General features: G+C 40.2%; 10 protein-coding genes and 3 pseudogenes. 10 read left to right on the top strand and 3 right to left on the bottom strand.

The window, feature by feature from the left end; translation table 11 throughout:
* Positions 1 to 775 precede the first annotated feature (775 nt).
* Positions 776 to 1759 (top strand): annotated as a pseudogene (locus tag A3IA_RS12465) (IS110 family RNA-guided transposase); the annotation flags it as partial.
* Positions 1760 to 2034: 275 nt separating this feature from the next.
* Here A3IA_RS12465 and A3IA_RS13650 read toward each other — a convergent pair.
* Positions 2035 to 3030, bottom strand: a pseudogene (locus A3IA_RS13650) (IS110 family RNA-guided transposase).
* A gap of 332 nt (positions 3031 to 3362) precedes the next feature.
* On the opposite strand from A3IA_RS13650, the gene A3IA_RS0102830 reads away from it, so the two are divergent.
* On the top strand, positions 3363 to 4400 hold the full coding sequence (locus tag A3IA_RS0102830) for an oxidoreductase (RefSeq protein ID WP_018379830.1): 1038 nt from the start codon (positions 3363 to 3365) through the stop codon (positions 4398 to 4400).
* A 109-nt stretch (positions 4401 to 4509) separates the two neighbouring features.
* Complete coding sequence (gene trxA / locus A3IA_RS0102835) at positions 4510 to 4827, top strand: thioredoxin (protein ID WP_018379831.1); 318 nt, start codon at positions 4510 to 4512, stop codon at positions 4825 to 4827.
* 172 nt (positions 4828 to 4999) lie between these two features.
* On the opposite strand, the pseudogene A3IA_RS12470 reads toward trxA, so the two are convergent.
* Positions 5000 to 6033, bottom strand: a pseudogene (locus A3IA_RS12470) (IS3 family transposase).
* Between the two features lie 424 nt (positions 6034 to 6457).
* Entirely contained in the window at positions 6458 to 7498 is a 1041-nt protein-coding gene (locus A3IA_RS0102845; protein WP_018379833.1) for an LLM class flavin-dependent oxidoreductase, read from the bottom strand.
* Positions 7499 to 7684: 186 nt separating this feature from the next.
* On the opposite strand from A3IA_RS0102845, the gene A3IA_RS0102850 reads away from it, so the two are divergent.
* The 7 genes from A3IA_RS0102850 (at position 7685) to nmlR (ending at position 12805) form a co-directional block, all read left to right on the top strand.
* Entirely contained in the window at positions 7685 to 8140 is a 456-nt protein-coding gene (locus tag A3IA_RS0102850; RefSeq protein WP_018379834.1) for a MarR family winged helix-turn-helix transcriptional regulator, read from the top strand.
* Positions 8133 to 8861, top strand: coding sequence for an ABC transporter ATP-binding protein (locus tag A3IA_RS0102855; RefSeq protein WP_018379835.1), 729 nt, complete (start codon positions 8133 to 8135; stop codon positions 8859 to 8861). Before A3IA_RS0102850 ends, A3IA_RS0102855 begins: the two co-directional genes overlap by 8 nt.
* On the top strand, positions 8854 to 10380 hold the full coding sequence (locus A3IA_RS0102860) for an ABC transporter permease/substrate-binding protein (RefSeq protein WP_018379836.1): 1527 nt from the start codon (positions 8854 to 8856) through the stop codon (positions 10378 to 10380). The genes A3IA_RS0102855 and A3IA_RS0102860 overlap by 8 nt, the downstream gene beginning before the upstream one ends.
* Positions 10381 to 10389: 9 nt before the next feature.
* The gene (locus tag A3IA_RS0102865) at positions 10390 to 10908 is read left to right on the top strand and encodes a mycothiol transferase (protein WP_018379837.1); all 519 of its coding nucleotides are present in this window, start codon (positions 10390 to 10392) and stop codon (positions 10906 to 10908) included.
* A 22-nt stretch (positions 10909 to 10930) separates the two neighbouring features.
* Entirely contained in the window at positions 10931 to 11755 is an 825-nt protein-coding gene (locus tag A3IA_RS0102870) for an SDR family oxidoreductase (RefSeq protein ID WP_018379838.1), read from the top strand.
* Between the two features lie 80 nt (positions 11756 to 11835).
* A complete protein-coding gene (locus A3IA_RS0102875; RefSeq protein WP_018379839.1) occupies positions 11836 to 12396 on the top strand; it encodes a DapH/DapD/GlmU-related protein in 561 nt (186 codons plus the stop codon).
* Positions 12397 to 12451: 55 nt separating this feature from the next.
* Positions 12452 to 12805 carry a stress response transcriptional regulator NmlR gene (nmlR, locus tag A3IA_RS0102880; protein ID WP_018379840.1) on the top strand — a complete coding sequence of 118 codons (354 nt, stop codon included), beginning with the start codon at positions 12452 to 12454 and terminating at the stop codon, positions 12803 to 12805.
* Positions 12806 to 13123: the final 318 nt, after the last annotated feature.

Raw genomic sequence — 13123 nt, forward strand, 5'->3', positions numbered from 1 at the left:
CAAAAGAAGCATCTTGTTGGCTTATTGTTAAGTGGTGAACGCTTCAAGGGACGTAGTGAGCTCTTAAGACAATTGAAGGAAATTTCAGAGAGATAGAAGAAACCTAGTTTGATTTTTTGCTTGAGCTGGGGGCTTAGAGTCTAATCCATCTGACTTGAATTCAAATTTATACCAGCCATGACAAGTTGAATACTTCTTAATTTTGGGGTATGGCTTACTTAAAAATCAATTGAAAAATAAATAGAAGGTAAGTCATAAAGAATACTGTGCATAAGATAAGTAATAGAATTGAAAATATTATATCTAGAAGTTTTGATGTAACAATGGTTTCAAGGAGCAAAAACAAAACAAAAAGCGGGGCAAAAATTGGTTTCATAGTCTAAAAAGGGAGCATTTCCACAGTTGGAGATGCTCTTTTTCTAATACCATGGTTCATAATTATACTATCCCTAAAACAACTAGAGAGCCATAACTATGTATAAAGAGCATAGCATAAGTCAACTGATTTTAAATCTAAATCTCATATTCTATCTTCCTATGACTCACGAAGGTAGAATGAACTAGTTGTAGACAATAACCCGAGTGAAGTGTTACTTGAGAACAAATCACATATAGGGAGCCCTGTCTTTCATCCTGCTCTGAGACACGCTTTACTTATGCATGTGAAGTATTTTCAGATTGTAAAACAGCACAGATGAACGATGAAGTAATTTCGGTGAAATGGATGATTCAGGACACCTATTATCAGTTATAAAAACATCAATATTTTCCTTAGCAAAACGCTATCATCGCTCTGGAAGATACAGGACATTATGCCTTTAATCTCTTAAACTTCCTTCATGAACAAGACTATCAGGTTTATACCTACAATCCTCTACTCATCAAGGAATTCGCCAAATCACTCTCACTTCGTAAAATAAAAACTGATAAGAAAGACGCTCGTGTCATCGCACTGAAGCTCCTCTCTGACCCTAATCGCGAACAATTCCGTCATGATGATAGACAAGAAAAATTAAAAATTCTTACCAGACATATCCACCGTCTAAAGAAGAAGCAGTCAGATTGGAAAGTACAGTATACACGTTGTTTTGACGTCGTCTTTCCTGAGTTAGATGAACTGATAGGAAAGCATTCTGACTGTGCTTACGAGCTCCTCTCACGCAACCCTAGCCCTCAAAAAATGCTTGATGCGAGATTTGAGAAGCTAATAGACATTAAACAATTAACAGTACCTAAAATGCAAGATATTCTAAAGGTCGCACCAAACGCTATCGGGACAACTTCGCTAGCCCGTGAGTTTGAACTAATCCAAATCATTGAGAATATTCAGCACTATAACAGGCTCACCGCTAAAGCCGAAAAATAAGTCGATGAGCTGATGGCTGAGCTCAACTCGGTCATCACTACTGTTACTGGAATTGGAAATCAATTAGCTTCTGTTATTCTAGCTGAAATCAGAAACATTCATACCTTTGATAATCCTGCACAACTTCAGGCTTTCGCTGGACTTGAACCCGCCATTTACCAATTAGGGCAGATAGACTTATCAGGAAAAATGGTGAAAAGAGGGCCGCCTCATTTGAGATGGGCAATCTTACAGGCTGCTAAGGCAACGGCTCGCTTTTCTCTTGCTTTCTAAGCCTATCTCAGTAAGGGAAGCATTATAATATCGCCATCACTCACGTCGCTAAAAAGCTTATCAGAGTACTATTTAAACTCCTCAAAAACAGCATTCTTTGAGGAACAAAAAGTGAGATAATCAACTTTTAACCTTTGAAAAATAGCCATTTTTCAAAGGCTTTTGGTCTACTCTAAAATCATACAGATTGAAACAAAAAAGTATTTCTGTCAAAACTATTGACTTTTCTTATAGTTTGTCTTTTTAGACAATTGACTTATTAAAGATGAGGTATTCTTTATAGATGGCACCAAACGAGAAGTTAATGCCAAACTTTTTTATACGAAAATTACCTAAAAAAGTGCAAAAATCCTCTCTTACGGTGCTCTAAGAGTGAATTTTTTGTCTATGGATTGTCAGCTCGCTCCTAACAGTCCTTTTTCTTTTTCTCGTGCCTGTTGGTAGGTTTGGTGAGTGCTTAGTAAATAATAGGCTAATTTTAAAAGGTCGTGTGCTATGGCAATGGTTGCTTCCTGTGGTTCTCGTCGTGATTTTAACTGAGAAAATCGTTTGGGATGGGTGAATCATTCTGTCACCGTGTGGCATAGACAGATTGGCATAAACAGCGTTTCAAATAAGCATTCCCATGCCTAATCTTAGTACTGCGTTATTCTTGAACTTTCATGATTTCCTAGGTAAAGCCCTACCTATGAGGTCAAATATCCAGCTGTCGGGAACTGATCCATGTCGCTACCTACTCCCGCAATAAAGATAGAAGCTGTTAGACGGCCAATGCCTGGGATAGAGCCTAAAATTTCCATTTCTTCTTGAAAGGTGTTTAGATAGCTATCAATCTGTTCTTCCAAGAATTGAATTTCCCTTTGATAATGGGGATAAATTCGGAGGACTCGTTAAGCCTAAATCGATGCTGTTCTGGGAAATAACCATCCAGTGCCTTGAGTAAGTCTGGCACTTTTTTCTTCAGACTAGTATCACAGCCTGTCGGACAATTCCCGCATCAATAGCAGATTTGTCACAAAGTAGTCGCATCAAATTCCGATCAGAACTTCCCTTAATATCCTCAATATATGTGGTCAACTTGATGACAACGAATTGTAAGATTTTGTGAATGCGATTGACTTCCTTGGTTCGATCTTCAACGAGATATTTTCGTTGTCGCGATAACTTTCTCATTTCTTGAATCGTTTCATTAGGCACAAAACTTTTAGGAAGCAGGTCAATTCAAGTCAACTTGGCAATACAGAAAGCAGCTTTTTAAAACACTCGTTGTTGCATCAAAATGAGATTCTTCGCGCTTAGGGTGAGTTGACGTGAGCGAACTATGCAAGACACACAACAGTATTGTATTGATACACATCAATACCTGGACAAGACTGATATAAGATGTCCATAGTTTTCCCTCTTTTATCAAATATAGAGGACTTATCTGCTGAGTTCATATCGTATTTTTATACTCATGCTCATAGTGATAATGTTGGGTTCTCGTCAGTAGAGTGGATTTATTTGTCCCTCGGCGTTTAAGGCCAACAAAGTAACAACCACAAAAACTTTACTAGAATTATACACTCAATGACGGATTTGTAGTTTAGTTTTCATATATCGTGGGTGATGACCAAGTAGTCATGAATTTCTGTTCCAACCTCTTTTGGTATTGAAAAACTGTATTTTTTATAGGATTATGCTAGAATAATAGCAATTTTGGATGGAAAGAGGAGATTCGACAATGACAATGTTGCTTTCAACTGCTGAGATTGCAGGATTATCCTTAAAAAACCGCGTGGTAATGTCACCGATGTGTATGTACGAAGTTCACAAGGAGGACGGTCTGCCGACTGCTTTTCACCGTGCCCATTATGGATCGCGTGCTATTGCTGGGGTCGGTCTTATTATTCAAGAAGCAACTGCGGTTGAAGCGGATGGACGTTTGACTAATCGTGACTTGGGGATTTGGACAGATGAGCAGGCAAACGCTCTCTCCCAGATGGTTGATGACTTGCACTATTTAGGAACTCAAGTTGGTGTACAACTAGGACATGGCGGCCGTAAAGCCCATGATGCTATTGACCCTATCGCACCAAGCGCTATCGGTTATGGAGCTGATTTCAGAGAGCCACGTGAGATGACTCTAGAAGATATTGAGCGTGTCAAGAAAGCCTTTGTGGATGCGGCTAAACGTGCTGATAAAGCAGGTTATGACATGATTGAACTTCATGGGGCACATGGTTATTTAATTAACCAATTTTTAGAAGCTCAGTCTAATCAACGGAGCGACAACTATGGTGGTTCCCTTGAAAATCGTTTCCGTTTCTTGAAAGAAGTGGTTGAAGAGATTAAGAAAGTATTTTTTAAACCAATCTGGGTGCGTTTGTCTATGTCAGCTTATGATGAAACTGGTGTACAAAACACTATCGAAGATTACCAACAAATTGGTAAATGGTTAGAAGAACTTGGGGTAGCTTGTTTGGATATTTCAACAGGTGGTCTCATGGATGTTCGTCCTAATATCCCAATTTATGGAGGTTACCAAGCAGGGTTTACTGCAAGGATGAAAGAAGCTGTATCAATTCCAGTAACAGCCGTTGGTCTTTTGAATAGCCCAGAGTTAGGTGAGCATTTATTACAAAGCGCTCAAGCCGATTTAATTTTACTTGGGCGTGGGATTTTGCGTAATGTTAACTGGTTAGCAGATGCTGCAGCCACTCTTCATGATTATGATTATAAAGTCTATAATGATTCTTACCAAAGAGGTCAAATGAAATAACTTTCGTAGTAAATAGTTGTATCTTTCTTAAGATTTCGTTAAAATGGCTTTACATTAACCGTTAGGAAGCTAGCTCTGCTATATTTCCTAAAAAAGAAAGAGGTAAGATATGACTCAAGTTGTAACAGATGCAACCTTTGAAAAAGAAACTGCAGAAGGTCTCGTTTTGGTAGACTTCTGGGCAACATGGTGTGGTCCATGTCTCATGCAGGCGCCAATCTTAGAGCAATTGTCTCAAGAGTTTGACGAAGATGAATTAAAAATCGTTAAGATGGATGTTGATGAAAATCCACACACAGCGCAATCATTTGGTATTATGTCAATCCCAACCCTTCTTTTCAAAAAAGATGGGCAAGTGGTTAAGCAAGTTGCTGGTGTTCACACCAAAGATCAAATCAAAGCTATTGTTGCAGAGTTAAGTGCGTAAATAAGATAAAAACGGTTGAGAAGAACCACTTATATGAACAGTATAAAAAGTTATACACTGTTCATATAAGGAGGTTCTTTTCTTATAGCTAAAAAAGGAAGTAAGTTTACAACCTATTTTCCCGAGTTGAAAAGGCAACACTATTCTGCTCAACTTTTATAAAGTGTTTTTCTCAAGCGATAACTCGCTTGGTCATGAGGTGGTAATTGAGGCTACCGTGAAGTCGGTGGTGGTTCCACCAGTGGACATAGTCATCGGTTTTAATAGTCAGCTCCTCCAGCGAGGAGAAGAGCTCTTGCTGGGTAAACTCAAGTTTGAAAGCACGATAGGTACTCTCAGCCACGGCATTGTCATAGGGACAACCCGCTTGACTAAATGAGCGTGTGATGCCAAACGTCTCTAACCTCTCATCTATCAGCTGGTTATCAAACTCCTTGCCACGATTAGAGTGGAAAATCTTGACTTTGGTGAGGGCATAAGGAATGCTCCGTATCGCCTGTTTAACTAATTCAGAGGTCTTATGCCAAGCAACGGACACCCCAATGATTTCACGATTAAAGAAGCCAATAATCAAGCAGACATAAGCCCACCACTGACCAACTCGAACATAGTTCAAGTCAGTGGCAAGAGCTTCAAGTGGTTGTTGTCGGTCAAAGTGTCTAGCTAGACATTTGACATAGCCGCGTCACTCTTACCTTTTGAATGCGATTTAAAAGAAACTTCTTGGTAGAGAGAAATCAAATTTAGCTTCTTCATGATCCGACGTCGAGATAGTCTGATTCCCTCAACTTCCAGACACTTCTTGATTTTCCTAGCACCGTATAGCCTTACTTTCAAGAAAAAAACGCTTAATCTTTTCTTCGAGCTCATCTTCTGACACAGGTTCGACGGCTTGGTAGTAATAGCTGGAGCGGGGAATGTTCAACCAGCGACACATGGCTGAAATGCTGTATTTATCCTTGTTAGCAGTGATTATTTGCCTTTTTGTGCCATAATCACTGCCGCTTCCTTTAAGATATCTACCTGCATTTCTAGCTCTTTATCACGTTTCCTGAGGGCAATCAGTTTACGTTGCTCATCTGTTAGTTTATCAATGGGTTTAAACGAGCTAGTTGTGTCAGATTGTTCGAAAGTTGAAGGGGTTAAATCATATTCTTTGATTAACTCATTGCGCTTTCTACCTGCTTTGTAAAGGTTTATTACGATTTGTTGTTTGAAATCATCGGTGAAATGATGACGTGGTTTTTAGACATCATTTTCGCCTTGGTTTTTAGTGTAGAACGCTTTATAACTGCTGTCTAGTTTAGTGTAACTTGTTCAAGTCCTTACCATGGAGCAAAAGGATTGGACGTTCAATTCTTTAATGTGGTGAGAAATTGTGGTAGCTTGATTGGTTTGAAACGGCATCTTGTCAGTTTCTTTTGAACGATTTGGACAAGTTTAGGTTCTTAATCTTCAGCATTGCTGAAATTTACACTTTTCCAGTCAGAATGACCTTGTTTAGATACTTTATAAGTTTGTTGTTTGTCTGTCGGTATTTGTCTAATATGCATTGGAGGTAAGAAAAAATCCCATTCTTTTTTCTGTGCGAATGGAATTTGGTTGTTATGACATTGAACGGTCTACTTGGTTACAATTCTTCTACGATTTCTGCTAGCAGCTTATAAGAATGGGCTTGAGCTTTGGGATCGTAAATAAAGGAATGAGCCATGAGTTCGTTAAATGAGAACTTTTTCTGATAGTCTTTCAACCCCTGTAAGACCGTTTCTTTAGAACCGATAAGGCTGCCTTTCATCATTTGCTTGATGACAGCTTTTTCGTTTCGGATTAGCTGATGCGGTTCAAGTAAAACAGGCCCAAAATTAGAAACCTTTTTGGCTTTTACATAATTCTCCCAAATTTCTTCTTCATTCTCTTTAGGAGGTTTTAAACCAGTTAGCTGACCAGTAATTAAATCAAGATTTGCTTGAATCTGTGTGGTTGCTAGGCGATGGGCTTGTGCATCTGTATCAGCAAGAAAAATATTTAAGGTCAGAATAAAGTAAGGTTCTTGGCTATATCTTGATGGTTTGAATTCATGATGGTAGACATCGGCAGCATCCTGCAAGTGAGCAGGTGCAAAGTGAGAAGCAAAAGCATAGGGTAGTCCCAGACGGGCTGCCAAATGAGCGCTGTCTAGACTAGATCCTAGGATATAATAAGGAACTTTCCGACCATCGGCTGGAAAAGCTTTGACCTCTCCGACACCGTCAAAATAATTCTGTAATTCTTCAAAATCCCCTTCAAAATCAATATCCCAAGGCTCTTTACGACGGATGGCTTTCGCAGTCGCCCCATCTGTACCGGGAGCACGTCCAAGTCCTAAATCTAAGCGATTGGGGTAAAGAGCATCAAGTGTTCCGTATTGTTCAGCAACCAGATAGGGGCTGTGATTGGGCAACATAACCCCTCCCGCCCCAATACGAATGCGTTTGGTTTTATCTAAGAGTCTTTGAATCAATAGTTGTGTCGCCGAAGAAGCCAGACTGAGATTGTTATGATGTTCAGCAACCCAGTAGCGGTGATAGCCATAAGATTCGACTTTTTGCGCAAGTGTAATCATGTCGTCGACGGCTTGGTAAAATTCTTGTCCTTGTCGCAATGGAACCACATTTAAAACGGATAGTTTCATAATACTCCTTTGAACTAGATTTTGTTAAAAAAACTTGTTCATTTGTTTTGATGTTGTAAAAAGTATCTTATCATGTTTACGAAAATAGGTCAGTTTTTTGATACCAGAATTAGTCAAAATAATTGACTAATAAAAGAAAATTAGCTAAACTCGATACAATAAAAGAATTTGACTAGAGGAGTGATTATGACGAGGAAACTCACTTTTAATCCTTATATTAGAAGTATGGATGAGCAGTTCAGTCTTTATGAATGGTTTGCCCGTCAATACGGCTTACAGAGAAAGTCTATGCAGATTTTATTTTGGGTTAAAAATTATCCTGAGATGACGGGGGAATATATTACTCAAAAAATTTTGGCGCAAAAAACCTACTCGAGCAAGCAAGTGGTCAACGCAACCATCAAATCTTGGCGTCAAAAGGGCTATATTCGATTATTGGAAAATCCGATAGATAAACGGCATAAGTCGATTCAGTTGACGCCTGAAGGCCAATTGTGGGCTGAAGAGATTTACCAAAAAATATCATTTATGGAGAATCGCGCAACAGCTGAACTTTCAAAAGAAGAACAAGGTCTATTGAATAAATTGACTATAAAATATAATACAGCCCTCAAACAAGAAATGGAGAAAATGTATGATTGAATTTGACCATGTCAGTAAGTCTTTCGGTGACAAAATTGTCCTCAAAAACCAGAGTTTTACCATTGCTGACAGCGAATTTTTGGTCTTAGTTGGACCATCTGGTTCTGGAAAAACAACGATTCTAAAAATGCTCAATCGTTTGATTGATTTAACAGATGGAAAAATTGTCATCGATGGCACGCAGCAAAATCAACTGAATATGCGGCAACTTCGTCTCTCTATGGGTTATGTCTTGCAGCAGATTGCTCTCTTTCCCAATCTAACAGTTGCTGAAAATATCGCCCTTATTCCCAAGATGAAAAAGTGGTCACCAGAGCGAATTAGGGAGCGGACACAATACTTACTGGAGCGGGTTGGTTTAACTCCAAGCAAGTATCTAAACCGTTATCCTAAGGATTTGTCCGGTGGGGAACAGCAACGTGTAGGCATTGTGCGTGCCATTATTCATGAACCGCAGTACTTGCTTATGGATGAGCCTTTTTCAGCCTTGGATCCCATCAGCCGTGAGCAGTTGCAGGTTTTGACTAAAGAATTACATGAAGAGTTTGGAATGACGACCATCTTTGTCACCCATGATGTTCGTGAAGCTCTAGCATTAGCAGATCGTATCGCTGTCCTCAATCAAGGAGAACTCGTGCAATTAGCTAGCCCACAAGCAATTCTTGACCACCCAGCAGATGCTTTTGTGGCTGAATTATTTGGAGGTGTTCGCCATGACTAATTTGATTTTGACTTTCCAAGCCAAATTTGGCGATTGGTTGACAGCCCTTGTAGAGCATTTACAGATTTCCTTGATTGCCCTGTTGGTGGCTATTCTCATTTCTGTGCCTCTGGCTATCTTTCTCAGTAAGCGTAAAAGCTGGGCTGAGGCGAGTTTGCAAGTGACAGGTGTTTTTCAAACGATTCCGTCATTGGCACTCTTAGGGTTGTTTATTCCCTTTATGGGGATTGGTACCTTGCCAGCAGTGGTGGCACTGGTTATCTATGCTATTTTTCCCATTATGCAGAGTACGGTGACGGCTATTGCCAGCATTGATCCCAGCCTGATTGAAGCGGGGACAGCTTTCGGACTGAACCGTTGGGAACGGCTTAAAACTTTTGTGCTGCCGATTAGTATGCCTATCATCATGTCAGGAATTCGGACTTCTGCCGTCATGATTATCGGAACAGCAACTCTGGCTTCCCTCATCGGTGCCGGTGGTCTTGGTTCCTTTATCATGTTGGGGATTGATAGAAATAACAGTTCGCTCATCTTGATTGGGGCGATTTCATCAGCTATTTTGGCAATACTCTTTAACGCCGTCTTGAAATTTTTGGAAAAAGCAAAGCTGAGAACTATTCTGCTATCCTTTGCGATCATGGTCTTTGGACTTTTTATGACCTATGCGCCAGCTATTTTCAAAAACCTTAGCCACCGAGAGGATACCCTTGTCATTGCTGGCAAATTGGGAGCTGAACCGGAAATTTTGATTAACATGTACAAGGAGCTGATTGAGGATGAGAGCGAACTCAAAGTCGAGCTCAAACCCAGCTTTGGTAAGACCAGTTTTCTTTATGAATCTGTAAAATCGGGCGATATTGACCTCTACCCTGAGTTTACGGGGACGGTGACGGGGAGTCTTTTGAAAAATCCTCCGAAGCTTTCCAATGATGCCAAAGAGGTTTACACCGCAGCTCGTGATGAGATTTTAAAGCAAGATGCTTTGGCTCTGCTGAAACCGATGGCCTATCAGAACACCTATGCTCTAGCAGTCACCAAGAAGTTTGCTCAAGAAAATAATTTGTCTAAGATTTCTGATTTGGCAAGAGTGCAAGATAAGCTAGTAGCAGGATTCTCTCTGGAATTCAATGATCGAGCAGACGGCTATCCAGGCTTGCAACGTCTGTACGGCCTTAATTTCACGGTCAATACCATGGAGCCAGCTCTGCGTTATCAAGCTATCCAGACAGGTGATGTCAATATCATCGATGCCTACTCTACTGATAGTCAGATTAAGGAGTATGATTTGGTCGTTTTAGAAGACGATAAACAACTCTTTCCACCTTATCAAGGCGCTCCGTTGATGAAAGATGAGCTCTTGAAAGAACATCCAGAGCTTGAGAAAATCCTCAATCAACTGGCTGGCAAAATCACCGAAACCGAAATGTCTGAAATGAACTATCAAGTGGACGTTAAAGGAAAAGATGCAGCCCAAGTAGCACATGATTATTTAGACAAAGAAGGATTGCTTAAAAAATAGGAGAATCAGATGACAAACTTTAAAGATTTATTGATTGATGATTTAAACCGTGCAGTGGCTCGATTTGAACGTGCTTTTCAGGGTGTCAGCCCAGAGCAGGCTAATCGTTTTCCACTTGCTGATAAAGCACCACAGATTAAGTCCATGACTTGGTTGCTCTGGCACACAGCATTGGTCTTGGATATTCAGATTGCTGAATTGGCAGACCAAGAAGGGCTACTTAAGAAAAACGGTTGGGAGCAAAAATTACCATCAAGTTCCAGCCCAAGCTGGCTTCATACTTTAGAAGAAGCGCAGCAGATTAGAGTTGATAATCTTGATGAGTTATTTACTTATTTTAAAGAAGCCCAAGTTGCTGCCGTAGAGTATATTCAGTCGCTACAAGAAACGGATCTAAATGATATTGTTGATGAGTCATGGACACCAGCTGTCACTCGCGGCGTACGGTTAGTGTCTACTTTAGACGATGTCGCCATGCACTCGGGACAAGTCTTTTATGCAAGACGATTGTTGGGATTAAAGGATTAAACAAGTGAAGGGAGAAGAAAAAATGTTAGCAATCACAGGTGTAACAGGAAAGTTAGGTTCGCTTTTAGCACGAGATTTATCACAAAAAGGAATACCTGCACGACTACTGGCTCGTCGACCACAAGCAGTTGAGACTTTACCACACATGACTGTTTACGAATCTTACTATGACAAGAGTCAGACAACGATTGACGCTTTGACAGGTGCTGAAGTTCTATTTATGGTGTCGGCGCGTGAAGCTCTTGATCGTGTGGCTGAGCACAAGGCTTTGTTAGATGCTGCGAAGAGTGCAGGAGTTAAGCATATTGTCTACACTAGTTTCTATCAAGCAGCAGTGGATGCCACTTTTACCTTGTCGCGTGACCATGCGGCGACAGAAGCCTATATTAAAGAACTAGGTTTCACCTATACCTTTATCCGTGATAATTTTTATATGGATTTTTTCGTAGAATTATGTCAAGAATATGGCGAAATCAAGGGTCCAGCTGGTGGTGGAAAAGTTTCGGCGGTTGTTCGTGAGGATGTCTCAGCAGTGGCATTTAAGGTTTTGCAAAATCCTCAAAACTTTGAAAATCAAATCCTTGATATGACGGGTCCTGAGAGCTTGTCTATGGCTGAAATTGCTGAAATAGTGGGCAGAGCTTGGCGAAAAGAAATCTCATATGTGGAAGAGACGGTGGAAGAAGCATATGATTCTAGAAAAGCTTGGCAGGCAGAAGATTGGGAATACGATAGCTGGGTATCAACCTATACTGCTATTGAAAAAGGAGAACTAGAAGCTGTCTCTAAGGACATCGAACGTGTTCTAGGACGTCCAGCAACTTCCTTAAGAGAATTTTTGAAGTAGGCAATATTTTGCCTGCTTTTTCTTGACTTAGAGTTTACTTCAAGGTTTATAATGAAATCATCATCAAACGAGGAGGACTTATGGAAGAAGCATTCTTACCTTATATTAATACCGAGAAAATGGTTCCTGAAAAAGACGGTTTGCGTCAGTTGATTAGTCAGATTCAAGTCGAAAATAAACCTCTTGTTCAGGAATTAAATACCAACATTCAAACTTATGATTCAGCTAGAAAACTGTTGGAAAAAATCACTGGTCAAAAGATTGACCCAACAACTATCATCAATGTTCCTTTTCAGACAGATTTTGGGCGCCACATCACCTTTGGAAAAAACGTCTACGTCAACATGGACGTCTTCATGACAGACTTGGGGGGGATTACCATTGAAGATAATGTCCTCATTGCTCCACGCGCCAAGATTTTGACGGTTAACCATCCTTTAAAACCTAGTGACCGACATAAATTGGAGCTCAAATCGGTTACTCTCAAGAAAAATTGTTGGATAGGCGCTGACGCAACGATTATGCCAGGTGTGACAGTCGGTGAAAATGCTGTAGTCGCTGCAGGCGCATTAGTGACTAAGGATGTTCCAGCAGATACCCTTGTAGCCGGAATTCCAGCTAAAGTAATGAAAAAATTGTAAAGGCTTGACTTAGAGTTTACTTTAAGGTTTATAATAGAAAAAAGAGGAGTAGGGCATGAATATAAAAAAAGCGGCTGAAGAAGTAGGACTTTCAGCGGACACGATTCGCTATTATGAAAGAATTGGGCTCGTCCCTCCAATTACTCGAACAGAATCTGGTATCCGTGATTTTCAGCAAAATGATTTAGAAGCACTTGAATTTGTCAAATGCTTTCGAGCGGCAGGGGTATCTGTGGAAAGTCTTATAGATTATATGGCGCTTTTTCAAAAGGGAGATAGCACTAGTCAAGCACGGCTGGAGATTCTTCAAGGCGAACATGACAAAATGCAAGAGCGGTATAATGATTTAGGCAAGGCACTCCAACGCCTTGAATATAAAATCAAAGGCTACAAGGAAGGGAGATATTAATGCTAAAAGGTTCTTGCCTATGTGGACAAGTTGCCTGTCAAGTCAATCAATACTCTTGGAAAATCAATAGCAGACGTTGTTGACTTGATCTGATGAAGACAGTTCTATCGGTGTCGCCTAGTCTGCTATTGATTTTCATTGAGTGTAAGTTACAGTTGCCTTGGTTTATTGCCACTACTTCTTTTGCCACAAAACTACAAGTGTAGCTTTTTCAATCGAGTTTACGCTTGAGAAAAGCACGTTTAGAGTTTTAGAAAGAAGTAACAAATTAAGCCCTACGAATCGTTGCATGGGAAGATTCACTACTATTGTCAAAAT

The organism is Streptococcus thoraltensis DSM 12221 (assembly GCF_000380145.1).
Taxonomy (GTDB): Bacteria; Bacillota; Bacilli; order Lactobacillales; family Streptococcaceae; genus Streptococcus; species Streptococcus thoraltensis.

Excerpts from the sequence above, each read along its gene's own strand:
- A3IA_RS0102845 (WP_018379833.1), bottom strand. The coding sequence starts at position 7,498 with ATGAAACTATCCGTTTTAAATGTGGTTCCATTGCGACAAGGACAAGAA.
- A3IA_RS0102855 (WP_018379835.1), top strand. The coding sequence starts at position 8,133 with ATGATTGAATTTGACCATGTCAGTAAGTCTTTCGGTGACAAAATTGTC.
- nmlR (WP_018379840.1), top strand. The coding sequence starts at position 12,452 with ATGAATATAAAAAAAGCGGCTGAAGAAGTAGGACTTTCAGCGGACACG.
- A3IA_RS0102860 (WP_018379836.1), top strand. The coding sequence starts at position 8,854 with ATGACTAATTTGATTTTGACTTTCCAAGCCAAATTTGGCGATTGGTTG.
- A3IA_RS0102850 (WP_018379834.1), top strand. The coding sequence starts at position 7,685 with ATGACGAGGAAACTCACTTTTAATCCTTATATTAGAAGTATGGATGAG.
- A3IA_RS0102875 (WP_018379839.1), top strand. The coding sequence starts at position 11,836 with ATGGAAGAAGCATTCTTACCTTATATTAATACCGAGAAAATGGTTCCT.
- A3IA_RS0102865 (WP_018379837.1), top strand. The coding sequence starts at position 10,390 with ATGACAAACTTTAAAGATTTATTGATTGATGATTTAAACCGTGCAGTG.
- A3IA_RS0102830 (WP_018379830.1), top strand. The coding sequence starts at position 3,363 with ATGACAATGTTGCTTTCAACTGCTGAGATTGCAGGATTATCCTTAAAA.
- trxA (WP_018379831.1), top strand. The coding sequence starts at position 4,510 with ATGACTCAAGTTGTAACAGATGCAACCTTTGAAAAAGAAACTGCAGAA.
- A3IA_RS0102870 (WP_018379838.1), top strand. The coding sequence starts at position 10,931 with ATGTTAGCAATCACAGGTGTAACAGGAAAGTTAGGTTCGCTTTTAGCA.